Here is a 26547-nt window from a genome sequence, read left to right as displayed (position 1 = left end):
CTTTTCTTAACGCTGATTTTTATTTACTATAGTAACTAATACGGGGCAATTTTCTGCTAAAAACTAAATAAATTTTTAGATCAGGTGGTTAATTCTAATATTATTTTAAGAATTAAAGTCCTCTTGTTCAAGATTTTCTATTGTTTTCCAAACCAGCTCACTCTCATACCCTTTACCCAGTGCAAACCTTGCCAGCTTTTGTTTTAATTTGAATTTATCTGTTTCTATCCTGCCCAAGGCCTCTTTTTTCTTTGCTAGCAATTCCTTTAAACCGGCCGAATAAGACTCGTCGGGAATTTCTTTCATACCTTCCTTAATACTATACTCAGATAATCCGCGCCGGTGAAGTTCTTGTTTGATCTTCATTTTACCCCAGTTTTTCATCCGGAATTTTCCGCCTGCATAAGTTTTCGCAAAACGCTCTTCACTCAGATAGTTCATACTGATGAGCTCTGCAATGATCTCGTCCGCTTCATCACCCCAAACCTCCCATTTTTGCAGACGTTTTCGGACTTCGTCCTGTGTCCGCTCCTGATAAGCACAATAAGAAGCCGCTTTTTGAAGAATTAGACGATCCATCAGACAATATTAACAATTATTTATATTTCGTATTGTGCCACAAGATTAAAGATAAAATATCAACTCTGAATAACTATTTTTGGTAAATCATCACTTGAATAACAACGGTCATATACCAAACGCCTAGCCCATATGCTTTTTGAAAGACGCTCCTTTTTGAAATTTTTGCCTGCCATGTCGGGATTATCATTTTTAAGTTTACCCGAAAACAATCTGAAAGCCGGCAAACTTGCTCTGCGTTTCATTATAGCTTCAGACGGCCATTATGGTCAGCCAAATACAGAATATAAAAAATTTCACAGTGATTTGATAGGCTGGATCAATCAGGAAAAAGTACAAAAAGGCGTTGATTTTACAGTGATTAATGGTGATTTGATACATGATGACCCAACGTTAATGTATGATGTAAAATCCACCTTCGAAAATCTGCGGGTCCCCTTTTATGTTACTCGTGGCAACCATGATAAAGTTGGGCTGGACGTATGGGAAAGCACCTGGGGCTATCCAACAAATCATAGTTTTGCGAAGGGCGAATATGCGTTTATTCTGGGAGACACATCAAACGAAAAGGGTGAATATATTTGTCCTGATATCAATTGGCTCAGAACCGAAATCGCTAAATATTCATCCGCAAAGGGTATTTATATCTTCCTTCATATAACACCTGAAAAATGGACAGATAACGGAATTAACTGCAAGGAAGTGACGGACCTTTTTTCTCAAACACCAAATGTAAAAGCAATTTTTCACGGCCATGATCACGACCAGGACAGCCAGAAAACGCTTGGAAAGAAACCATATTTCTTCGACGGACATTTCGGAGGAAACTGGGGGACAGCTTACAAAGGTTATCGTGTAGTTGAAATTTATGAAGATGAAACCTGGCAAACGTATCAATATAATCCAACTGCGGCGCCGATTCTAAATTCTTTCAATGGCAAAAAATAAACCGCCATTTGTCTCAGAGTAAAACTTTGAGTCCTAAAAAAAGAAGCAGATTTCAAAATCTGCTTCTTTTTTTAGGACTCAAACAAACTCCAGATTCAGCGTCAGATAACTTTAATCAGGTGATTTTTCTTCCCTTTGGAAACAAGGATAAAACGATCCTGAAGTAATTCAAAATCGGCAAGTGCTTGCTCAGGAGCTGACACTTTTACTTTATTAATGCTTACAGCATTTTGCTGCAATGCACGGCGAGCTTCCCCTTTCGAAGGATAAATCTCAGAGTTTGTAACAGTAGAAATCAGATCCAGCAAGTTTGGGCAGGAATCCCAGTCTTCACGAGTGATCTCTGTTTGTGGAACTCCGTTGAAAATCGTATCAAATTCATCAATAGCAATGCTCTGCAATGTTTCCAAAGTTGCTTTTCCAAACAAAACATCAGAAGCTTTTAGTACTAGTTGATAATCACGTTCGGAATGAATACGGATCGTAAGCTCAGCCGCCAATGCTTTTTGCATAATTCTCAAATGCGGTTCAGCTGCATGGCTGCCTTCCAACACCTCAATTTCTTCTTTTGATTTTAAAGAAAAAACGCGTAAAAATCTCGGAGAATCTTCATCGCTTTGGTTTAACCAGAATTGGTAAAACTCAAACGGAGAAGTTCTTGAAGCGTCCAGCCAAATATTTCCGCCTTCACTTTTACCAAATTTCGATCCGTCCGATTTAGTAAGCAGGGGCGTCGTTAAAGCATACGCTTTGAAATAACCTTCTTCGTCTCCTTCTTTGCGGCGGATAATTTCAGTACCGGTAGTAATATTTCCCCACTGATCAGAACCGCCCATTTGAAGACGGACATTTTTATTTTTATATAAATGATAAAAATCGTAGCCCTGCAAAAGCTGGTACGAAAACTCAGTGAAAGAAATCCCTGTTTCAAGGCGTTTTTTCACAGAATCTTTCGACATCATATAGTTAACAGATAAATATTTCCCTGCTTCGCGAAGAAACTGAAGAAATCCGATTCCTTTGAACCAGTCGTAATTATTAACCATTTCTGCCGAACTCTCACCGCAGTCAAAATCAAGGAATTGTTCTAATTGCTTACGAATTCCTTCCTGATTGATACGTAAAGTTTCTTCGTCTAAAAACGAACGTTCAGCCGCTTTGAAAGACGGATCGCCGATCATTCCCGTTGCCCCTCCGATTAAGGCAATTGGCTTATGCCCTGCCTTTTGTAAATGAACCAGCAACATGATCGTCGCCAGATTACCGATATGCAGGGAAGCAGCAGTTGGGTCAAAACCGATATAACCGGCCGTCATTTCTTTATTTAGTTGCTCATCCGTTCCTGGCATCATGTCGTGCAACATGCCCCGCCAGCGCAATTCTTCAATGAAATCGGTTCTCATTTTTTTACTATTTGGCAATTTTAAAAATCAAGGTGCAAAGATAGATTGATTTTGGGAAACCTTGCAGATTTACAAAAGGTATCTGATTGAAGATTTAAATTTAGAAATCGGTTCGCGCGTTATTCTGATTAAAAGTGTATATTTTAGAATTAAAATCAGAAATTATTAAATAAAATTAACCTAACACATGCTGGCAAAACTAAAATTTCTGCATTTCATTGTCATTCTTTTATGCCTTAAATCAATCCCAAATTTGGCTCAGCAGCAAACCACATACTGCAATCCGATGGATATTGATTACAAATACAATTTTGAACAACTGAATGAAAAAATCTCTTACCGTTCCGGAGCCGATCCTGTTATCATCAATCATAAATCGGAATATTTTCTTTTTGTAACCATTTCAGGTGGCTATTGGCACTCGAAAGATATGCTGAACTGGAAATATATTACTGCAAACCGCTGGCCGTTTGAAGATATGTGCGCACCCGCCGCTGCGTCGGTTAATGATACCTTATTTTTATTTCAATCAACATTTGAGTCGAGACCTATCCTTTATTCCGTCGCACCTGAAAAAGGAATCTGGGAGTTTTATAATCGCTGGACACCAAGGTTGCCAAAAGATATCGGTCCGTGGGACCCCGCACTTTTTCATGATCCGGATACCAACCGCTGGTTTATGTATTGGGGGTCATCCAACGTTTATCCGATTTTTGGAGCAGAACTGGATCATTCTAAAAAACTGGCCTTTAAAGACCAGTATAAGGCGATGTTATGGTTAAATCAATATGAACACGGCTGGGAACGTTTCGGCCCGAACCATTCTGATCCTTTCAAACCTTTCACAGAGGGCGCATGGATGACTAAACATAAGGGAAAATATTATTTGCAATACGGCGCGCCGGGAACTGAATACAATGTTTATGCAAACGGCACCTATGTCGCCGATGATCCGCTTGGACCGTTTACCTACGCACCTTATAATCCTGTATCATACAAACCTGGCGGCTTTGCGACCGGTGCCGGGCATGGAAATACTTTTCAGGATAATTATGGAAATTATTGGAATACAGGTACTTCCTGGATCGGCTTGAACTGGGCCATGGAAAGGCGAATTGTTCAACATCCCGCTGGTTTCGATAAAGACGGACAGATGTTCGCCAACACCCGGTTTGGCGATTTCCCGCATAAAATAACCACAAAAAAATGGAGTGGAAAAGGCGATGAATTGTTTACGGGCTGGATGCTGCTTTCCTATAAAAAACCAGTTACCGCATCCACCACACTCGATACTATGTCGGCTGCGAAAATTACGGATGAAAATCCAAGGACATTTTGGGCAGCAAAACAGAACAAAGCAGGAGAAACATTGACGATAGATTTGCAGAAGGAGCAGGAAGTGAAAGCAATCCAGGTTAATTACACCGATTATAAATCGGACATTTTCGATAATGATCCTGCAAAGGTTTACACACAATTTAAAATCCTTACTTCGGCTGATGGTAAGAAATGGAATATTGCAGCCGACCTGACCACTGAGCCAAAACGTGACCGCCCGTGTGCATATATTGAATTGCCCAAACCGGTAAAGGCACGCTATGTCCGGTATGAACATATTCATGTGGCCTCCCCTGTGCTGGCCATTAGCGAGTTTAGAATTTTTGGAAATGGTTTTGGCAAATTGCCGCCGACGCCTAAAAAATTGATAGCAGTAAGGCAAAAGGATCAGCGAAACGTGGATTTAAGCTGGGAGAAAGTCGCTGGCGCCGTTGGGTATAATGTGCTTTGGGGGATTGCACCTGACAAGTTGTATCAAACCTATCAATTCTGGAACGACGAACCGAACACATTTGAACTGCGTGCCTTGAATGTTGGTGTACCCTATTATTTTGCTATTGAAGCCTTTGATGAAAATGGCGTTTCAGCGATAAGTGAGGTTGCTAGCATCAAGTGATTATTTATTCAAAGCGGGCTTATATAAAAAGGGCAAAAGCTGGGTCGAAGTACGAAATGGATTCAGCAAAGAATGATGAAACAAGAAACCCGGAATAAGTTATCGGATTATCGGAAGAACAACTGTGTCTAGAAAAAGGAGGAATTCGCTTTGTTACCAAATTACCATCCACTCTTTAATTTATTTCGGCAAATCACAGTAAATCAGACCATTAAAAAAAATATAGATACTGAGACACCTACTTTTTCCACAACAGAGAACTATCGCCATAACTTAAAAACCGATACCCATTGTCCATAGCTTCCTTATAGATGCGTCTCCAATCTTCTCCTACCAGCGCCGCGACCAGTAAAATTAATGTCGAGCCTGGCTGATGATAGTTTGTTATCAATCCTTTGCACAGTCTGAATGTATATCCAGGAAAAATGAAGATCTCCGTCTCTCCAACCACCTCGTCAAGCTTTCCGGCATCCATATAGGTTGCAATAGCCGTCAAGGCGTCATGTGCCGAAGGAAGTTCCTCTGCTTTAAAAGGATATGGATAAAGTTTTTCGATGTTAAAGACAGTTGTTTCTGCTCGGAATAATTTCACCCCAAACCAATATAAACTCTCCAGAGACCGCAATGATGTTGTACCAACCGGAACAATAGATTCTGTATTTTTCAGTAATTCAGTAATCAATGCACGGGAATACACTACCTGTTCCGAATGCATCTTGTGCTCAGTAACTGAATTTGCTTTAATGGGTTGGAAGGTTCCGGCTCCCACATGCAAGGTCAAAAACGATTTTCGGATACCCTTTTCCGCTAGTTTTTTAAATACATTTTCAGTGAAGTGAAGGCCAGCAGTCGGGGCTGCTACTGCTCCGTTCTGACGTGCATAAACCGTTTGATAGGTTTGTTTATCCCCTTCTTCCGTCTCTCTTTTGAGGTATGGTGGCAAGGGAATTTCACCTAAAGCCTGAACGATGTCGAGAAACTGAATCTCCTGATCCCACCATAATTTGATATGATTTCTGTCGTAATCAGCATAAGCAACCTGTAATCTTACCGTCTTTCCATTCACAAACAGCTCGGTAGAAAGTGTATCTGTAAGCTTAAAACGCTTTTTATTGCCGATCATACATTCCCAAATGCATGAATCCGTTACAAGCATCGCATCGTTGATGATACGTGTCGGCAACTCTGGATGTAATAAAAGAATTTCGATCGTTGCGCCAGTTTCCTTTTGAAAATAGGCGCGGGCAGGAATTACTTTGGTATCGTTAAAAACCAAAAGAGTATCCGAAGGCAAGTTCCCGGTTAAATCACAAAACGTTCCGTGTTTAATTTTGCCCTGGTTAAAAACCAAGAGTTTGGAGCTATCCCGCGGATCTAGCGGATAACGCGCGATTCTTTCATCCGGCAAATCATAGTCGAATGACTCTATACGAAGTGATTCCGCCTGCTCCAGCCAGTTATTTTCCATTCAATTTCTAATAAGTATCTTCTTCTTTTGGAACCGGTGTCCTCAATAAACGCAGAGGAAGAAGAAAAATTAAGATCATCAGAGCAAGACCGACATAAGACACCCAGGCAAAATCAAAAACAGTAAGATTATACTGACTGCTGTTTATTGTCGCCAATGCGAGAAGACTCAAACCTATGATGGTATTGATGGAAGCCACAACTGTATACAACCAATTGATTAAATGTTCGTTCAGTTCTTCACGATACTGAATCCAGATATTCCGCTTTGGAATAGGAAAATGCGATGGATCAATTTTAGGGATCTGTCTTGCAAACGCCGAAAGGACAACGTTATTAAGGATAAAAAAAGCCATAACTATGTAGAACAAATGTTCCTTATTTACATAGATTTCCGCAAGTCCGGATGCCGCAAAATCAACTGCAATCTGCTCAGGGAAAACCGAATAGGTCCAAACCAACGCAGCAAATACCATCAGCATTGAAAACCAACGCCATATTTTCACACTAAAAGTTCCAATTTTCATGAAATATCAATCCTCCTTATCTTTTCTAATTTCCCCATAATTTGGGTGCAAAATTAGGTTGGAGAGTTTCTAAAACCTAATCGTAGGAAGAGTATATGAAAAAGATTTAGGGATCAAAGTGAATATAGCGCCGTATTATTTGTAGCATTAACTTCCATTTTACCAGACAAAAGGTGCATCATCATTCTGATCATTCACTTTCAAAATCCATTTTATGAAAATTTACACTAAAACCGGAGACAAAGGCACAACTTCTCTGATCGGGGGGACACGCCTCAGTAAAGCACATATTCGTATTGAAGCATATGGCACCGTTGACGAATTGAACAGCTGGATCGGCTTGCTCCGGGACCAACCGGTAAATGAAAAACGCCGCGATCTGTTGAAGGAAATACAGGACAGATTATTTACTATCGGTTCGCATTTGGCGTCTGAACCCGAACAAACCAAGAAAATCCTTCCTGATTTATCAGAAGAAGATATAAAACTCCTGGAAACGTCCATGGATGAAATTGACGGGATTGTGCCTCAGCTAAAAGCTTTCGTTTTACCAGGCGGGCATCAGTCAGTCTCATTCGGGCACATTGCCCGTACTGTTTGTCGCCGGGCCGAGCGCTGCGTTATCCATTTGCAAACGCAAGAGGAAGTTGAAGACATCGTTGTTAAGTATCTAAATCGTTTATCCGATTATCTGTTTATGCTTTGCCGCGCAATGACTTATGAGCTGGGAATTGAGGAAGTTACGTGGAAACCAAGGGTGTCGGCAAAAAAATAATTGTTATACTAAATATCTTCGTTTTGTAGATAATTTCATTAAATTGCGAGACTAAAATAAGAAATAAAAGAGTACTTAATATTCAGCATAAATTCCAGGCCTTATGACTGCCGACACATTGCAAATAGAGATCCAGCAAACGCAAAATTCACGTTTGAAAGAGGTTGATTTTAACAACCTTGTTTTTGGTCGGAACATTGCCGATCATATGTTCATTACCGAATATCGTGATGGTCAGTGGAACAATCCGCGTATCATCCCTTACGGAGATCTTTCACTCAGCCCTGCTACTGCTGCTTTACACTACGGACAAGCTATTTTTGAAGGAATGAAAGCCTACAAAAGTGAAGAAGGTGACACCCTGCTTTTCCGTGCGATTGATAACTGGAAACGTCTAAACAAATCAGCTGAGCGCCTTTGTATGCCAACCGTTCCGGAAGACATTTTCATGAGCGGTCTGACAGAACTGTTACGTCTGGATTCAGGATGGGTACCCTCGCAGGATGGATGCTCCCTTTACATTCGCCCGTACATGTTCGCGACGGACGCCTATATTGGTGTAAAACCATCTGACACTTATACTTTTATCATCTTTACTTCTCCGGTAGGAACGTACTACGCTAAACCTCCAAGAGTAAAAGTTGAAACGCATTTCATCCGTGCTGCCGAAGGCGGTGTTGGCGGAACAAAATGTGCAGGCAACTACGCCGGTTCACTTTACCCTGCAAAACTTGCCCAGCAGGAAGGCTACGATCAACTGATCTGGACGGATGCACGCGAACATGCCTATATTGAAGAATCCGGCACCATGAATGTGATGTTTGTGATCGACGGCAAGTTGGTTACTCCGTTTGTTTCTGATACAACACTGGATGGCATTACCCGCAAAAGTATCGTTGCGATCGCTCAGCACTGGGACATACCGGTGGAAGAACGCAGGATTTCTGTGAAAGAAATCATTGAAGCACTGCAGGAAGGACGTTTGGAATCTGCTTTCGGGGCCGGAACTGCCGTTGTTGTTTCTCCATTTGCGACAATCGCATTTGAAGGTGTCGATTACGCTTTGCCAGAATTAAAGGAAGATTCGTTCGTTAATAAAGTAAAAAATTACCTAACCGAAATTCGTACCGGAAAAACAGAAGACGTTTTTGGCTGGACGTTGAAGGTTTAGCTACAAACAATAACCATAGAAAATGGACGGCAGCAATGTCGTCCATTTTTTTTGTCTTCAGAAATCTCGCCTCTGAACATCTAATTTAATAAATAGACTGCTTCAACTCCTCAAAAAAGCCTGTCTCTCAGAAATTCTTAAAATTTTACAATTTTCATCATTTTGATTAAAATGTCAATCAGACATTTTAATCACTTTTTAATTTTGTAAATCATTCTGACTCTGCAAGATCCGAGCAAATTATTTCTATAAAATTAGCATTCAAAAGTGTGAAGTTCACACTTTTGAATCATACAAATAATATATTAAACTTCAAAAAATGATATAATAGTATCATAACAAATATTATTGTAGTTACTTTTATTTAAGGCGTAATTAATAATAAAATAATCCAATTAATTTCATTAGAATAATACAATATCAATACATATTGTAATTTAAGCACCAGAAAAATGTTGCGATTAGTTTTAATTATTCAATGAATAGATAAAATAGTATTATGGTATCGATCAAAAAAGTCTATTAATTTGTATTAAAAATCATAAACCAATTAAAGCGTCATAAGCATGTTTCAAAGATTACTTATGATCGTCTCTTTGTTTTTGGGAAGTTGCCTGATGGCAATTGCTCAGAACCAAAATATAAACGGGACGGTCTCAGATGAAAAAGGAGAAGGACTACCTGGTGTAGGTGTGGTTATCAAAGGAACAACCATTGGTACCACAACGGATGTGGAAGGAAAATTCACTTTGGGTATTCCCGCTGACGCAAAAACGTTGGTTTTAAGCTCAGTTGGAATGAAGTCACTCGAAGTTGAAATTGGTGGAAAATCAACTTTCGCAATCACGATGCTCTCAGACGAACGCGCGCTGGACGAAGTCGTTGTTGTAGGTTATGGTACTACCAAGAAAAGTGATATTACGGGCGCTGTTGCTTCGGTAAAAGCGGAAGCGATTACTAAAATTGCCACTGCGAATCCACTGCAAGCCATTCAGGGCCGGGTTCCCGGTGTTAATATCGTTAGTCAATCAGGTGAACCTGGTGCTGCTGTTCGAGTGCGTATCCGTGGTGTCGGTACGATCAACAACAGTGATCCTTTATATGTTGTTGATGGTTTCCAAACCAGCGATATCAGCTTTTTAGCTCCTGGTGATATTTCTTCCATGGAAATATTGAAAGATGCTTCGGCAACGGCCATCTACGGTTCACGCGGAGCAAACGGCGTAATTCTTATTACTACAAAAAGAGGAAAAAGTGGAGCGCCGAAGATCTCTTTTGACACTTATGCAGGTGTGCAGAAAGCATGGAATAAGGTAGACGTTTTGAATGCGAGTCAGTATGCGACGTTACGTTTGGAATCTTACAGCAATGATGGAACTGTGCTTCCTACGAACGAAAATCTTTACCAGACTTTAAATGCTTTTAAAAATGGAACGGATCAAGGAACCAACTGGCAGGATGAAGTAATGCAAACTGGTTCAGTTCAAAATTACAGCCTTAACGTTATGGGCGGAAATGACAAACACCGTTACAGCGTTACAGGTACTTATTTCGGACAGGAAGGTATTGTTAAAAACTCGCCGTTGAAAAAATTCTTTTTACGTTTCAACAATGACTTTTATCTAACAAAATGGCTTGACGCTGGTATTTCGGCTGCTTATGCTAATACGGATAAAACACAATATACAGGAAGCCAGTACGGTGGTATTTTGACAAGTGCATTATCAGTATCTCCACTGGCCAAGGCATGGGATCCTGCTACCAATTTTTACGGTACACGTCCTGTACCGGAAGGTGGCGCTTACAACCCGCTGCGTATTGTTGATGAATACAAAAACAACAAGGCCTATGAGACGCTTGTTAACTCAAACTTCTTTCTTGACGCAAAAATTATCCCGGGTCTGACATTCCGTACGCAGTTCGGTGTTAACTGGAAAACAACGCATGCGAAAAGATACTTGCCACAATATTACCTGGCTAATGACGATCAACGTCAGCACAGCACATTGCGTGAAGGCAGAGGCGAACAATTGGGTTGGGTTTGGACAAATTATCTTACTTATGCAAAAACGATCGGCAAGCATAGCTTTACGGCCATGGCTGGTTTCGAAGCACAGCGTATGACATACAGCGATATGTTCCTGACCGTCCTGGATGTACCAAACGATAAATCTCAATGGTATCTGACAGCAACAAAAGGCACAGATTATTTAGTTGAAGCAACACAGTCTGACGAATCGCTGCAATCTTACTTCGGTCGTCTTAATTATAACTTCAACGAAAAATTGCTTTTGACAGCAACACTTCGTCGTGACGGATCTTCTCGTTTCCTTCCTGACAATCGTTGGGGAACTTTCCCGTCTTTTGCAGCAGGTTATAACCTAGCCGAAGAATCATTTATCAAGAGCATTCCTGCGATCAGTCAGTTGAAACTTCGTGCTGGCTGGGGACAAGTGGGCAACCAGAACAGTGCAGCTAATTACGGTTATGCTACAACAGTTACAGGGAATAATATGTATGTTTTCGGAGATCAGGCCGTTCAGGGATTTGCTCCGACAACTGCAAGCAATCCCGATTTGAAATGGGAAACTACGACAAGTTCTAACTTCGGTGTGGACGCAGGTTTCTTCAACAACCGTTTGACTTTGACTGCTGACTACTTCATAAAAGATACTAAAAACATGATTGTCCGTGTTCCAATCCCTGTTTTTGCAGGTGTGGGCCCTCCGTATGTAAACGCGGGAAGCATGAACAACAAGGGTATCGAACTGGCACTTAATTACAGAAGTCAGATCAAAGATTTCACATACGACCTTGGATTCAACGTTTCTAAAATCACAAACCGAGTAGTTGACCTTGGTGGTGGGGAACCAATTGCAGGTGGTGATATCAACGGACTTGGACAAACTACACGTACGGAAGTAGGTCGCGAAATCGCAGTTTACTATGGTTTAAAAACAGACGGAATTTTCAGAACGCAAGCTGATCTTGACGCTTATACAAGAGAAGGAACAGCAATTCAGCCAAATGCAAAACCGGGAGACGTGAAGTTTGTTGACTTGAACAATGACGGAGTAATTGATAACAATGACCGTACATATCTTGGCAGCGCAACACCAAATCTTTCTTACGGATTTAACGCAAGCCTTGGTTACAAAGGTTTCGATTTCAGTTTCTTCCTGCAAGGTGTAACAGGCGTTGAGCTTGTGAACGGTTTGGGACACTGGATGAACAATGCAAATGGTATGTTTAACTCAGTAACGAGCCGTCTGGATCGCTGGACTCCTGACAATACCAATACAGACCAGCCACGCATGACTCAAATGAACCCAAACAACAATGATCAGTTCAGCGATCGTTTCGTTAGCAGCGGAAACTACATGCGTCTGCGTAACCTTACTTTCGGTTATACTTTGCCAAAAGGCCTGGTGGAAAAACTTCATATCAGCAATGTCAGAGTTTACGTTGCGGCGGATAACCTGTTGACTTTCACAAAATACAAAGGAATGGATCCTGAAATCGGTGAATTCAACAGTAATCCATTGAACTTCGGGGTTGACCTGGGAGCTTATCCTCAGCCTCGCGTGGGAAGAATCGGACTAAGCGTAAACTTTTAAAAACCAGTTAAAAGCGATATGGCCAGCGTAAAATGCAACGGCCAATAGCTATAAGCTAATTCCATAAATATTCGAAAAATGAAAAAATATAGTTTTCCAGCACTTTTGATATCAGCTTTTATGCTGTTGCAAGGTTGCAGTGATTTCCTGGATAAAGAACCGCTGGGACGTGAAACAGATACCAATTATTTCTCTGACTCGACCAATACGCTTCTGGCAATTAATGCCGTTTACGACGTTGCTTCGTACGATGAAGGAAACGACGGACTTGGCAATTATCTTCCGCATAACTACGAATGGATGTGGGGAGATGTGTTGTCTGATGATGCTGAAAAAGGAAGTACACCAAGTGACTTTTTAGATATCCAGTATCTGAAAGAATGGAGAGCATTACCTACGAACACACCGGTTGTTGGTGTTTGGGGTAATCTTTGGATCGGTATTTATCGTGCAAACTGGGTACTGAAAAACATCGAAACCGCACCGATCAGCAATACCTTAAAAACCCGTGTTGCCGGAGAAGCACATTTCTTACGCGCTTATTATTATTTCTATCTTGCTCGTCTTTTCGGTGGTATGCCGTTATTTTCTGAGCCGGTAAAAACGACTGAATATTCGACTACACAACGTGCAAGTTTACCGGAAACCTATGCGTTTATAGAAAAAGATCTGGAACAGGCAATTGCAAATCTTCCTGAGAAAAATCAATACAGCGCTTCTGATCTTGGTCGTGCAACGAAAGGTGCTGCCCGTGGTTACCTTGCACGTGTGATCATGTATCAACTTGGTATGGACAACACGAACAACCATACCTGGAAGCAAGTACTTGACTTGACGAACGCAATTACACAGTCAGGACAATATGGGTTGACAGCTAACTTCGCCGCGATTTTTGATGAAATAAGCGAAAACAATACAGAGTCTCTTTTCGAAATTCAGGCAAAAGAATCAGGTCAGACCTGGGGCCCGATCAAAACAGGTGTGACAAACAACGTAATTCAAAATAACCGTGCAACATGGGGATGGGGTTTTAATAATCCTACCACGAGCCTGGTTAATGAATTTGAAGCAAATGATCCGCGCAAAGCCATGACGGTTTATGGAAACGGAGATATTTTGTTCGGGGTAAGACAAACCGTAGCATTTCCTGCTGAAAACATGACAGGTTACCTTAACCGTAAAGCTGCGATCGTTCAGCCGGCGCAGTCATCGGCATCAGGACAGAATATTCGCAGAATGCGTTATGCCGAAATATTGCTGATGAAAGCCGAAGCAGCCGCCCAGACAGGTGACGAAGCAACGGCCCGTGCAGCAATTAACGAAATCCGTGCAAGAGCACGTAAGTCAACTTTGCCATTAGGATCCGTAGTTGGAGGTTCCACCTACGACCCGACCAACATACCGGCGACGGCTCTTCCTGATATCACAAGTTCTGTAACAGGGTCAGCTTTAATTACTGCGATTTTACATGAACGCCGTGTCGAGCTAGGGATGGAATCTCTCCGTTTTTGGGATCAGATCCGTACCGGAACTTATATGAGCTCGTTAACAGCAGATGTAAGAGCACGTGCACAAGCGCGCTCGATCGCAGGTTCAGTTAATCCGATTCCGGTTTTGCCAATTCCATTGAACGAAGTGCAGACATGGGGTTTACAACAAAATCCTGGATATTAACATAAACTTTGCTCCGAAGTAGCATCCTGTTTATCGACGATGGCCATCTTATTATAATAAATGACTCCGTGTCAGTCGCCTGTTTCTAACCAAATTCAGGCGACTCTTCCGGAGTCATTTTTTTGGCTGAAATTTCACCAAAGACAACATGCGCCTGCAAAGTCAGGCTTATGTTGAATTGCCACTTCAAATTCATTTTGACATTGATAAAAAAATAAATTGTTTACATTCAACTTTCCCAAGTACAAGCATATCTTGTCTTCACTGAATTTCTACTCAATAAATAAGTATCATGTCTTCAATTAAATTATTATCATTTTCCCTGTCACTGGCAATCGTCTTTTTCGTTGCTGGCATTTCCAGCGCACAAATTGACAAAAACGCTACGCAGTCAACAAAAAATCTCTATTCCGGATTAAAAAGAAGTGCTTCGAAGGGTGTCATTTTCGGTCAGCAGGATGCACTTGCATACGGTTTGAATGCCGACAAAAGCCGGTGGATCGGTGATGAAAACCGCTCGGATATAAGGACAATTTCAGGAGAACATCCAGGTTTGGTTGGATATGACTTAGGACATCTCGAACTTGATAGTGCCAATAATCTTGACGGCGTTCCTTTTTCAAGAATCAAAACAGATATCAGGAAGAATTATGAACGCGGCGGTGTTAATACAATCAGCTGGCACCCGAATAATCCTCTTGACCTTTCAAAAACAACATGGGATAAAGAAGAATTTACAATCAGAAGAATTTTGTCTGATACCCGGAATAAAAAGAATTTTGAAAAAATACTGGACAAACTGGCTGATTTTTTCCTTTCTTTAAAAGGATCAAAAGGAGAACTTATCCCGGTCATTTTTCGTCCGTATCACGAGCACACTGGGAGTTGGTTTTGGTGGGGAGCCGATCATTGCACACCCGAAGAATACAAACAATTCTGGAAACTTACGGTCGATTATCTGCAAAAAACACGAAAAGTAAACAACCTGCTGATCGCCTACTCTACCGATAATTTTAAAGACAAAGAACATTATCTTGAACGATATCCTGGCGATGACCTGGTCGATATTTTAGGTTTTGATACCTATCACAGAAACCCTCCGAAAAGTGATTCTGCTTTTAAAGCCAATGCAACAAGAATGGTGGCGACAATCCGGGATCTTGGAAAAACCAGTAGTAAACCTTTCGCCATTACCGAAACTGGTCTTGAACAAATAACGGAAGCGGACTGGTGGACAAAAATTGTTCAACCCATCGTTCAAAACTCGGGACTGAGTTATATACTGGTTTGGCGAAATGGCCGTCCCGATCATTACTACGCACCTTTTGAAGGAAATAATACTGTTGAAGACTTCAGGAAATTACAACAGTCCGGAGATATTTTACTGGAGAAAAAAGTCGCCAGCGAAAATTTGTATGGCAAACCGGTAAAAAAATAACGCCTCTTCAACCCTTTACTGATGAAAATACAACTCGTCGATTTCCTGGTCATTATTGCCTATCTGGTACTTGTGACAGTCATAGGACTGGTACTGAAAAAACAAGCTGAACGTAGTAAAAACGATTATCTCCTCGGTGGAAAATCCATGCCTTACTGGATGCTCGGGGTGTCAAATGCTTCCGGCATGTTCGATATTTCCGGAACTGCATGGATGGTCGCCATTATGTTCATTTATGGTGTAAAAAGTATCTGGCTACCCTGGCTTTGGCCAGTGTTTAATCAGATTTTTATGATGGTTTATTTGTCCATATGGCTACGCAGATCGAATGTTTCCACGGGAGCAGAATGGATGCTTACCCGTTTTGGAAACAAGGCAGATGCACAGCTTTCCCATAAAATAATTATTGCATTCGCCTTGCTGAGCTGCCTTGGATTTATGGCGTATGGTTTTATCGGCCTGGGAAAATTTATTGAAATTTTCATTCCCTGGCCTGTCGTTCAGCCATTTATACCTTTCATACTGGCGCCAGAATATGTAGCACATACTTATGGTATCATTTTTACGCTTTTTACCGTTTTTTATTCCCTTTTGGGAGGGATGAAAAGTATAGTCTGGGCAGATCTGATTCATTATGTGATCATGGTTTTTGTCTCCTTTGCCATTGCAATTATCGCCATGAACGCGCTGGCAGATCACGGAAGCTTGCCGGTACCAAAAGGCTGGACAGATTTGTTCTTTGGTAAAAATCTTGATCTGGACTGGACGGGATATATCAACGAAGTGAATGAAAAAATATCGGCTGACGGCTTCAATCCATTTGGATATTTCTTTGCGCTGATGACTGCAAAAGGAATTTTATCGAGTCTTGCCGGGCCTGCTCCAAATTACGATATGCAGAAAATCCTTTCCACTAAATCTCCACGGGAAGCAGCATTGATGAGTATGATCGTAAATGTGGTTTTATTGCCAACACGTTATTTGCTCATCATTGGCATTGCCGTTTTAGGTTTGCTTTTCTACAAAGACATCAACATTTCCTCACCGGCTGGCCAGGATTTTGAAAGAATTTTACCAGCTGTTTTGAATGCATATATTCCATCGGGATTGCTCGGGCTCGTTCTGGTAGGTTTGATGGGCGCATTTATGGGAACCTTCGCCGGGACATTTAATGCTGCGCAGGCCTATATGGTGAATGACATTTATCTCAAATCATTTAATCCAAATGCCAGCAATACGCAAATTAAAAAAATGAATTATCTGACCGGCCTCGTGGTAGTTGCGATTAGTATTTCACTTGGTTTTTTTGCAAAAGATGTCAACAGCATTCTTCAATGGATCGTGTCTGCATTATATGGCGGTTACATTGCAGCCAATGTCTTGAAATGGCATTGGTGGCGGTTCAACAGTAACGGGTTTTTCTGGGGAATGTTTGCGGGCATTCTCTCGGCGATGGTTTTACCCTACATTTTTCCTGACACTGTTCCGCTTTACTATTTCCCGATTATTCTGATTTTATCTGCACTCGGTTCTGTTTTAGGTTCACTGATGACGCCGGCTACCGACACCGAAGTATTGAAGAAATTTTATAAAAATGTAAAACCCTGGGGATTCTGGGGGCCTATTCACGAAGCCGTTATCAAAGAAGATCCGACTTTCCTTGCCAACGGAAATTTCAAAATGGATATGTTCAATGTCATCATCGGCACAATCGGCCAGACTTCCATCACCGCCCTGCCTGTATTTGCAGTTTTGATGATGCCAGTCGAAGCCGGTATCACAACCGCTGTGCTGGGACTATGTATTATCATTCTTTGGAAAACATGGTACCAAAAGCTTCCGGCAGCTTAATTTATTCAGAAACAATTCATTGTAAATCAACAAATACTACAGCTATGTCAGATTTCACAAAACGCCTAACGCAATTGCAGCAAGAGCATAGGGAATTGCTTGAACGCAAAAACTACGCAATATGGCCTGGAAACGGAATTTATGATCGTTACACACATCCGGTTCTCACCGCTGCACACGTCCCCATTTTTTGGGAATATGATTTAAATCCTGAAACAAATCCGTTTTTAATGAAACGTTTTGAGATTAACGCCGCCTTTAATGCCGGCGCGATCAAACATAACGGAAAATATCTGGTTGTTGCGCGTGTCGAAGGTTCGGATAGAAAATCTTTTTTCGCAGTTGCCGAAAGCCCGAATGGTATCGATAATTTCAAGTTCTGGAACCATCCGATCGTAATGCCGGAAACTGATGAGCCTGATGGAAATGTCTACGATATGCGTTTGACAAAACATGAGGACGGGTTTATTTATGGACTTTTTTGTACCGAACGCAAAGATCCGAAGGCAAAACCAGGCGATGAATCTTCGGCCGTCGCACAATGCGGCATTGCCCGTACAACGGATTTAAAAACCTGGATACGCCTTCCTGACCTTGTAACCCCGTCACCGCAGCAGCGCAATGTTGTGCTTCATCCTGAATTCGTAAATGGCAAATATGCGTTTTATACCCGTCCACAAGACGGCTTTATTGAAGCTGGTTCTGGCGGCGGAATTGGCTTTGGATATTCCGAAACAATTGAGAAAGCGGTTATTGAAAAAGAATTTATCGTTGACCATAAACAATACCATACGGTTTACGAAATAAAAAACGGGCAAGGTCCTGCACCCATAAAGACGGATAAAGGTTGGCTTCACCTGGCCCACGGGGTAAGAAATACAGCTGCCGGCCTGCGTTATGTTTTATATATGTTCATGACTGATTTATATGATCCCGCCAAAGTAATTTATAAGCCCGCAGGTTATTTTATCGCACCCCAGGGCGAAGAAAGAATTGGTGATGTGTCTAATGTAACATTTTCAAACGGATGGATTTTAGATGATGACGGAACTGTTTTTATATACTATGCGTCTTCTGATACACGTCTGCACGTGGCTAAATCCTCTATTGAAAAGTTGTTGGACTATGTCTTGCATACGCCCGCAGACAATTTTCGTTCAGCCGCTTCAGTTGAAGTTTTAACGGGCTTAATCAATAAAAACCTGTCTCATGCAGGGCATTCTGTTAGCATCTGATGATAGAAAAACTACCAAAATTCCGGTCTGAGATTGAAAGTGAATTACTTTCCATTTTAGATTTTTGGGTAAAAAATGCAGTTGACATCGAACAGGGCGGTTTCGTCGGCAAATTGGATAATGATGGAACTGTTCATCCTGAGGCCATAAAAGGCTGTGTTTTAAATGCAAGAATTTTATGGACTTTCGCAGCTGCTTATAATAAATTGGGCGATCCGTCTCATCTTAAGCTAGCAGAACGTGCTTATGATTATATACGAAATCATTTTCGTGATCAGGAAAATGGTGGCGTTTTTTGGTCTGTCGACGCCGTTGGGAAACCTTTTAATACCAGAAAACAGATTTACGGTCTGGCATTTACGATTTACGGACTAACTGAATTTTATCAAAACAATAAAAATCAGGAAGTTCTGGATTTTGCAGTTGAATTATTTGAGCTGATTGAAAAATACAGCTTTGATCAAAAAAATGGCGGCTACTTCGAAGCATTCTCTGAAAACTGGCAGCCTCTGGAAGATTTACGACTGAGCGAAAAAGACAGGAATGACCCGAAAACGATGAACACGCATTTGCATATCATTGAAGCATATGCCAGTTTATACCGAGTCTGGCCGGAAAAACGTGTTGCTGAGAAAATTAAACATCTGCTCGAAATTTTTCAAAAACATATTATAGATCCTGACAGCTTCCACTTGAAATTATTTTTTGACGAAAAGTGGAAAAGTCAGTCCAAAGCTATTTCATATGGTCACGACATAGAAGCTACCTGGCTTTTACAGGAGGCAGCCGAAGTTTTAGACGACCAATTTCTTGTTGACGACTGGCAAGAAATAGCCATTAAAATGTCGGATGCGGCGGCGAAAGGATTTATGCCAGACGGCAGCCTGATCCACGAATACAATCTGGAAACACATCACCCGGACACACATAGGGAGTGGTGGGTTTCAGCAGAGGGTATGGTTGGATATTTGAATAGCTATCAGATTACAGACGACGAGAGTTATTTAAAAAGGGTTTTCGGCTTCTGGTCATTTATTCAAAAACATTTACTTGATAAGGATAAAGGGGAATGGTTCTGGGGAGTTTGGGATGATTATTCGAAAATGAATGAAGACAAAATAGGCTTCTGGAAATGTCCTTATCACAATGCAAGGGCATGCATGGAAATACTCCGGCGCATTAAAAAATAAGAGCATAAAAAAGGCAGCGAAAGCTGCTTTTTTTATGCTCGCACCGATTTGTAATCGGGGCGTTTATGGTTCAGCGTTTGCAACGCGAGTACTACTTAAAATTTACCATACCCGCGTTACAAACGCTAAACCAGGCAACACCGATTGGAAATCGGTGTTAGCGGTGCAAATCGGTGTTAGCGATATCGGTCCTCGCAGTTTGCAGATAGAAAATGTGTCATTTTTTGATAAAATAATATTATGTGTTTACTCTTTGCAAATAGTACATTTGATTTAAAATTTTTAATTATATCCATAGTGACTACACACACATGTAACTTTTAGTATAATTAAATATATTATTTCATAATAATATCCTTGTATTTTAAAACACAAAAACTGTATGCAAAAAAATCTACTAGTTTTAACACTCTTCCTCTGCTCCCTTCTCGTCAACCTCAGTTATGCCCAGGAAATGGCGGTAACAGGAAAGGTTAGCGAAGAAGGAGGAGGCGAAGTTGCCGGAGTAAATGTCGTTGTGAAAGGAACAAACCGCGGCACGACAACAAACGATAAAGGGGAGTTTAGCATTCAGGCTGAAAAAGGAAAAGTTCTGATTTTCAGTTTTATTGGATATAATTCCAAAGAAGTGACTATCAATGCATCAATTTTAGATGTGTCACTAACGCCTGAGGCAACCGCGCTAAACGAGGTCGTGGTAACTGCCCTCGGTATTAAAAAAGAGAAAAAAGCACTTGGATATGCGGTCTCTGAAATAAAAGGAGAAGAACTCACCGTAGCCCGCACGCCAAACATGGCGAACTCACTCGCTGGTAAAGTAGCAGGGTTAAATATCACCGGCACGGCAACTGGTCCTGCGGGATCCACCAGAATAACGTTGCGGGGAAACGGTTCAATTTCCGGAAATAACCAGCCATTGATCGTTGTTGATGGTATTCCTATTAATAACGAAAACCTGGGGCAAGCGGGGATGTGGGGCGGAGCCGACCAGGGTGATGGAATTTCCAGCTTGAATCCTGATGAAATCGAAAACATCAGTGTTTTAAAAGGGGCAACCGCGGCTGCACTTTACGGGTCACGTGCTTCCAACGGAGCTATTTTGGTGACCACGAAGGGCGGAAAAATGGAAAAAGGCATTGGCCTGGAAGTGAACAGCAATTATCTGGCGGAAGACTTGCTGATCAAAGAATTCAAGGATTACCAGTATGAGTATGGCATGGGAAATAACGGACTTAAACCTACAACTGTCAACGAAGCATTAACTTCAAACAGCTGGGGCACCAGACTTGACGGTTCCAATGTGATACAATTTGATGGTGTTTCCCGCCCATATTCAGCGCAGCGCGATAACCTGAGCAAATTTTACCAGATTGGAAGTACCTTCACGAACAGCGTCGCTTTTTCAGGTGCGGCTGCGACAAGCACCTATCGTTTTTCCATGAATAATATGGATAACAAAGGTGTGATGCCTAATAACACTTTGCACAGAAATAACTTCGCCCTGAACGTCAATTCAAATCTTGGTAAAAAGCTGAGTATATTGACGAACATCAAATATGTTTATGAAAAGACCAAAAACAGACCAAGATTATCCGATTCACCGGGAAATGCCAATTATGCAATATACTCTCTGGCCTCTTCTATGGACGTGGAAACTTTCAGGGATACTAAATATGACGCAGCAGGAAATGAAAAAGTCTGGTCGGACAACGTGTATGTTACAAATCCGTACTTTGCGGCTTACGACTTCCAGAATAATGATCAGAAAAACCGCGTAATCGGTGCTATTGAACCAAAATTTGACATTTTGGATTGGCTGTTTGTAAAAGGACGAATTGGTATAGATTATTTCAATTATCGCTATCGCGCGATTGAACCATACGGAACTGCCTATAAAGTTTTGGGTTCTTACACATCGAACCAGCGGGAATTCATGGAAAGAAACATGGATTTAATGTTGGGAATTGACAAAAAATTCGGAGATAAATTTGGCTTCAATCTTCTTTTGGGTGGAAACCAGATGCGTAATGTGAACCGGTTGACAAACCTTGGGGGGAACAACTTCAACATTCCGTTCTTCTACGATATTTCAAACATTGATCCGGCAGCCAGAACATCCAGCGAAAATTATATTGAAAGACGTATAAATTCTCTGTATGGCTCAGGTGAATTTTCTTTCAATAACTATCTGTTCGTAACAGCAACCGCGAGAAATGACTGGTTCTCAACTTTAGCCTCTGGTTACAACAGCATATTATATCCTTCGGTTGGAGCGAGTTTCGTAGTTTCAGAAGCTATTCAAATGCCTGCTGCAATTAATTATTTCAAAGTAAGATCTTCATGGGCACAAGCAGGTGGCGCGACAGATCCGTATAAATTATTGCTGACCTATGCGTTATCGGGCGCTCACAACGGTGCTCCTCTTGCCCAGATCAATAACACCGAAATCCCAAACAGTTTGTTGCAGCCTCTGACGTCAACAACATTTGAGGCAGGTTTGGAGGCAAGGTTATTCAATAATCGTTTGAGTGCTGATATTGCGTATTATTCAAGAAAAACAACAAATGATATTGTAAATGCCACGGTATCTTACACTTCCGGTTATAATGCCGCGGTTTTCAATGTGGGCGAAATCTCTAATAAGGGTATTGAGTTATTGCTGAATTTTGAAGCGCTCAGAAAGAATTCCTTTACTTGGAACGCTTCGTTCAACATGGCTTATAATAAAAGTGAAGTCATAAATCTGTATAATGATCTGCAAACATTAAGAGTCGATGAAAACAGAACCAGAACTGCCTATGTACATCAGGACGTTGGCTTGCCATACAGTCAGGTAAAAGGTTTCGATTTCAAACGCGACGATCAGGGACGTGTCGTTTATGATGCACAGGGATACCCGCTTCAGGGAAATCTGATGAGTTATGGTTCCGGCGTTTCTCCGTGGACATTAGGTTTCACCAACTCATTCCGCTATAAAGGCGTCGGTTTGAGCTTTCTGGTTGATGGCAAGTTCGGTGGAAAAATATTCTCCGGAACAAATGCACTTGGCTACAGACGTGGGAACTTGGAAGAAACATTGCCAGGGCGCGACGGCGGGCTTATCGGAGAAGGGGTCAATGAAAATGGAGAAGCAAATACCGTTCGTGTGGAAGCTCAGCCTTATTATGACAGAATAGCAAATAACATCGCAACACCGTTTGTATACAGTTCCGACTTTATCAAACTGCGTCAGGTGATTATTGATTATGCAATTCCTTCTAAATATCTGGGATCAAAGTCGCCATTCAAAGCAATTTCTGTGTCATTAACAGGACGTAATCTTTGGATTATTCACAAGAAAACGCCCAATATCGATCCTGAGTCCAACTACAATAATTCAAATGCGCAGGGCCTCGAATTTTACAGTGCTCCCCCGACACGCAGTATGGGTGTTAACCTAAACCTGAAATTCTAGAACCATACGACCAATATTTAAAAGGATATCATTATGAAATATAAAATATTTGTATTGCTGGGTCTTATGACTTTTTTGGGATCTTGCACCAAAGACTTTGAGGAAGTAAATGTTAACCCCAATGCACCGGCAATTGTGCCGCTTGACTATTTATTAAGTCAATCTGCCTTATTACTGGCAGGGTCGGCGGGAGATCCTGGTTACAAATCCTGGCGTGCTAATTTCATTTACGCAGGCTGTATCATGCAGCAAATGGCATCAGTAGAAGTAGGTTTTTATCGCGGTACGGTTTACACTTTTCAGGGTGATTTAAGTGCCGCTTATTTTGAAAGCTCCTATCCAAATTCGATCAAAAACCTGGTAAATCTGATCGATCTGGCAAGCAAAGACGCCAAAGATGTTAATGTCTTGTCAATGGCGAGAATATTGAGAGTAGTTGAAACATCATTTTTAACCGACTTATATGGTGATGTTCCTTATTCAGAAGCTGGAAAAGGGTTTATCAGCAAGATAAATTCGCCGAAGTATGATCCGCAGCAAGCAATTTACATGGACATGCTTAAAGAACTGGACGAAGCCAGCAAGGCATTTAATCCTGCTTCCTACAAACCTACAACTGCTGATTTCGTCTACGGAGGAGATCTTGATAAATGGAAAAGAGGTGCTAATTCATTGATGTTGAGAATTGCGATGCGCATGCAAAAAGCGGATGCTACCAATGCGCAGGCCTGGGCGAAAAAAGCTATTGATGCCGGAATAATGGCTAGTAATGACGATAGTTTTACTATTAAAATGGATAAAACCGGCGCAGGAAATAATTCTAATGCAAACTCCTGGAATCTGGGAGCGGGCAGAAAAATTGCAGATGGCAACAATATCCAATGGGCAAAAACTTTCATTGATATGATGAAAGCCAGAAAAGATCCAAGACTTCCGGTAGTAGCAGCGTTGAAAAACGGGGATCGATCTGTTGACAAACAAATCGGGATTCCAAGTGGAACCGATGCGACAACCTTGACCAGTCTGCCTGAAAAAAACCTGGATAATTATTCGCGCGCTGCGCCGAATATGTATGTTCTGAGTAACCCATACTTTATCATGACCTATGCCGAGTCTCAGTTATTGAAAGCAGAGGCGATTGAACGCGGGTGGGCCACTGGTGATGCAAAAGCGGCTTTTGAGGCGGGCCAAGTAGCAGCAATACTTCAATTGAATGCATATGGCGGAACTCTGACAGATGCAGATGCAAAAGCATATTCAGCTGCTAATCCATATCCTTCCGGAACACTTGACGCAAAACTGGAAGCAATTCAAACTGAAAACTGGCTTATTAATGGCTCTGTTTTGAACCATATGGAAGCTTGGGCTGATTGGAGAAGAACAGGTTTCCCAAAACTGGTTCCGGTAAATTATCCTGGAAACGAGACAAACGGACAAATTCCACGCAGACTCCGGTACCCACAAAGCGAGGTTGGTGTCAATGAAAATATCACCGAAGCAATTACACGTCAGGGCGGTGATACGTTTATGACTAAAATTTGGTGGGACAAATAATTACCGTTAAAAAAGTTATCGAAAGATGCTCCAAAACTTTTGGAGCATCTTTTTGCTTTTTATTCTAATTTTGAATTTCTACCGGATCTTAACCAAACTTATAAAATATGCTTGATGTATTTCCAGCTTCGACTGATAAGGCTGTTGTTTTCGATAATGTTCAGAAGTTTATTGACGAACAAGGTTTTTCAGTTGTAGCCAAAGATCATTCCCGTCCATGGGGAGGTTTTTTTGTACTTGACGAAAGTCAGGCTCCACAATTTATCAAAACTTTTTTCCCGCATTTGTCGCTTGAAGACTTTGCAGGTTATGAAAAACTGAGCCCAAAAATTTTGGTCGTAGCGCCGCAGAAACGTCTGTCATGGCAATATCACCACCGCCGTGCCGAAATCTGGAAAGTAATCGGTGGCAACGCAGGTATCGTGATCAGCGACACAGACGAAGAAACTGAAATGAAACAATTGCCGATCGGAACGGTGATAAGTCTTAATCAGGGAGAGCGTCACCGCCTGATCGGTGTCGATGAGTGGGGCGTCGTTGCTGAAATCTGGCAGCATACAGATCCATCCAATCCTTCTGATGAAGACGATATCGTTCGCGTTCAGGACGATTTCGGAAGATAAGTTACAATATCAGACGCAAGTGCCATGGTTAATTTTCGCCATGGCACTTCTTTTTTATATACTAAACTGGCATAGTCCGCTAAGCATGGATTATTCAGTATATTTATCATCTCCCCAAAAAACCAGATATTAACCAACCAGCCATGAAATTCGGAAAAATTGATAATCCAGAGGTGGTAGATTTTGTGCTTCCACCCGACAACAAAGACAATAAGCTCGTTTTAGAAAAATCAAAAAAAGGGAGACCTGAAATATTTATAGGTTGTGCCAAATGGAATAAAGCAGATTTAAAGAATTTCTATCCAAAAGGAACGAAGGACGAATTGGCATACTATGCGACTCAATTCAACAGTATTGAACTGAATGCCACTTTTTACAACAATTTTCCGCTCGAAACCATAGACAGCTGGCATACCAAAACACCGGAAGGATTTCGTTTTTTTCCAAAACTTCATCAGGGAATAAGTCATTGGAAACGACTGAAAGACGCTGAACAGCCAACGAGTGTATATCTCGACCATATTTCGCATCTTGAAGAAAAGCTTGGTATGTTGTTTCTGCAAATGCCAGATAACTTCGGTCCGAAAAACTGGGAAGTATTGCGGGATTATCTGGAAGTATGGTCTTCCGGATTTCCGCTTGCGCTGGAATTAAGACATACTGCCTGGTATGATGGCTCATGGGATAATAGCCCATTGTATGAGCAGCTTGAGAAGAAAAATATCACCCATATTATCACGGACACAGCCGGTCGGCGTGATTTGCTGCATATGCGCTTAACGACTCCGACGGCATTTATTCGTTACAACGGTGCGAACGTTGATTCTGATTACTCGCGTTTGGATGACTGGCTGGATCGTTTAAAACTTTGGGTGAACCAGGGAATAGAAAATATTTACTTCTTCGTACACCAAAATCATGAAGAGGCCTCTCCCCTTTTATCCGCTTATCTGATTGAAAAAGTCAATAAGGAGTTTGGGACTGAAATTAAGATTCCGCATACTCCTGGAATTCCAACCAAGAAAGGTAATTCAGATCAAATCGGTTTATTTTAGCAACTTTTCTTTTTCCGCCACGAATACACTAA

18 protein-coding genes are annotated in these 26547 nt (G+C 41.4%); 14 read left to right on the top strand and 4 right to left on the bottom strand.

The annotated features are described in order from the left end of the window. Positions 1-105: 105 nt before the first annotated feature. Positions 106-579 carry a regulatory protein RecX gene (locus tag BMY70_RS18650; RefSeq protein ID WP_090337784.1) on the bottom strand — a complete coding sequence of 158 codons (474 nt, stop codon included), beginning with the start codon at positions 577-579 and terminating at the stop codon, positions 106-108. A gap of 132 nt (positions 580-711) precedes the next feature. On the opposite strand from BMY70_RS18650, the gene BMY70_RS18645 reads away from it, so the two are divergent. After that, a complete protein-coding gene (locus tag BMY70_RS18645) occupies positions 712-1527 on the top strand; it encodes a metallophosphoesterase family protein (RefSeq protein ID WP_090337783.1) in 816 nt (271 codons plus the stop codon). Positions 1528-1628: 101 nt separating this feature from the next. On the opposite strand, the gene tyrS is transcribed toward BMY70_RS18645, so the two are convergent. Continuing rightward, positions 1629-2930 (bottom strand): tyrosine--tRNA ligase, encoded by a 1302-nt coding sequence (gene tyrS / locus BMY70_RS18640; RefSeq protein WP_090337782.1) that lies wholly within the window; start codon positions 2928-2930, stop codon positions 1629-1631. A 187-nt stretch (positions 2931-3117) separates the two neighbouring features. Here tyrS and BMY70_RS18635 point away from each other — a divergent pair, with 187 nt between their 5' ends. After that, on the top strand, positions 3118-4884 hold the full coding sequence (locus BMY70_RS18635; RefSeq protein ID WP_090337781.1) for a discoidin domain-containing protein: 1767 nt from the start codon (positions 3118-3120) through the stop codon (positions 4882-4884). A 238-nt stretch (positions 4885-5122) separates the two neighbouring features. Here BMY70_RS18635 and BMY70_RS18630 read toward each other — a convergent pair whose 3' ends face one another. Further along, entirely contained in the window at positions 5123-6352 is a 1230-nt protein-coding gene (locus BMY70_RS18630) for an S-adenosylmethionine:tRNA ribosyltransferase-isomerase (RefSeq protein ID WP_090337780.1), read from the bottom strand. 7 nt (positions 6353-6359) lie between these two features. Beyond that, positions 6360-6878 carry a hypothetical protein gene (locus tag BMY70_RS18625; protein ID WP_090337779.1) on the bottom strand — a complete coding sequence of 173 codons (519 nt, stop codon included), beginning with the start codon at positions 6876-6878 and terminating at the stop codon, positions 6360-6362. 214 nt (positions 6879-7092) lie between these two features. Between BMY70_RS18625 and BMY70_RS18620 the strand changes: the two genes are divergently transcribed. From BMY70_RS18620 to BMY70_RS18560, 12 genes are all read left to right on the top strand, one after another. Further along, a complete protein-coding gene (locus tag BMY70_RS18620; protein ID WP_090337778.1) occupies positions 7093-7653 on the top strand; it encodes a cob(I)yrinic acid a,c-diamide adenosyltransferase in 561 nt (186 codons plus the stop codon). Between the two features lie 103 nt (positions 7654-7756). Beyond that, entirely contained in the window at positions 7757-8824 is a 1068-nt protein-coding gene (locus BMY70_RS18615) for a branched-chain amino acid aminotransferase (RefSeq protein ID WP_090337777.1), read from the top strand. 566 nt (positions 8825-9390) lie between these two features. Beyond that, complete coding sequence (locus BMY70_RS18610) at positions 9391-12441, top strand: SusC/RagA family TonB-linked outer membrane protein (protein WP_090337776.1); 3051 nt, start codon at positions 9391-9393, stop codon at positions 12439-12441. A gap of 78 nt (positions 12442-12519) precedes the next feature. Beyond that, entirely contained in the window at positions 12520-14115 is a 1596-nt protein-coding gene (locus BMY70_RS18605; RefSeq protein WP_090337775.1) for a RagB/SusD family nutrient uptake outer membrane protein, read from the top strand. A gap of 292 nt (positions 14116-14407) precedes the next feature. Further along, a complete protein-coding gene (locus BMY70_RS18600; protein ID WP_090337774.1) occupies positions 14408-15553 on the top strand; it encodes a glycoside hydrolase family 26 protein in 1146 nt (381 codons plus the stop codon). A 21-nt stretch (positions 15554-15574) separates the two neighbouring features. After that, entirely contained in the window at positions 15575-17404 is a 1830-nt protein-coding gene (locus BMY70_RS18595; RefSeq protein WP_090337773.1) for a sodium:solute symporter family protein, read from the top strand. Positions 17405-17448: 44 nt separating this feature from the next. Next, a complete protein-coding gene (locus BMY70_RS18590; RefSeq protein WP_090337847.1) occupies positions 17449-18639 on the top strand; it encodes a glycoside hydrolase family 130 protein in 1191 nt (396 codons plus the stop codon). Next, the gene (locus BMY70_RS18585) at positions 18639-19829 is read left to right on the top strand and encodes an AGE family epimerase/isomerase (protein ID WP_090337772.1); all 1191 of its coding nucleotides are present in this window, start codon (positions 18639-18641) and stop codon (positions 19827-19829) included. Before BMY70_RS18590 ends, BMY70_RS18585 begins: the two co-directional genes overlap by 1 nt. 382 nt (positions 19830-20211) lie before the next feature. Next, positions 20212-23283 carry a SusC/RagA family TonB-linked outer membrane protein gene (locus tag BMY70_RS18575; RefSeq protein ID WP_090337770.1) on the top strand — a complete coding sequence of 1024 codons (3072 nt, stop codon included), beginning with the start codon at positions 20212-20214 and terminating at the stop codon, positions 23281-23283. A 33-nt stretch (positions 23284-23316) separates the two neighbouring features. Beyond that, positions 23317-24837 (top strand): SusD/RagB family nutrient-binding outer membrane lipoprotein, encoded by a 1521-nt coding sequence (locus tag BMY70_RS18570; protein ID WP_090337769.1) that lies wholly within the window; start codon positions 23317-23319, stop codon positions 24835-24837. Positions 24838-24944: 107 nt separating this feature from the next. Continuing rightward, on the top strand, positions 24945-25460 hold the full coding sequence (locus tag BMY70_RS18565) for a cupin domain-containing protein (protein WP_090337768.1): 516 nt from the start codon (positions 24945-24947) through the stop codon (positions 25458-25460). Between the two features lie 143 nt (positions 25461-25603). After that, a complete protein-coding gene (locus BMY70_RS18560; RefSeq protein ID WP_090337767.1) occupies positions 25604-26515 on the top strand; it encodes a DUF72 domain-containing protein in 912 nt (303 codons plus the stop codon). Positions 26516-26547 lie beyond the last annotated feature (32 nt).

Source organism: Dyadobacter koreensis (assembly GCF_900108855.1).
GTDB lineage: Bacteria > Bacteroidota > Bacteroidia > Cytophagales > Spirosomataceae > Dyadobacter > Dyadobacter koreensis.
The sequence above is the reverse complement of the archived record's forward strand: the minus strand, read 5'-3'. Positions and strand labels throughout refer to the sequence as shown.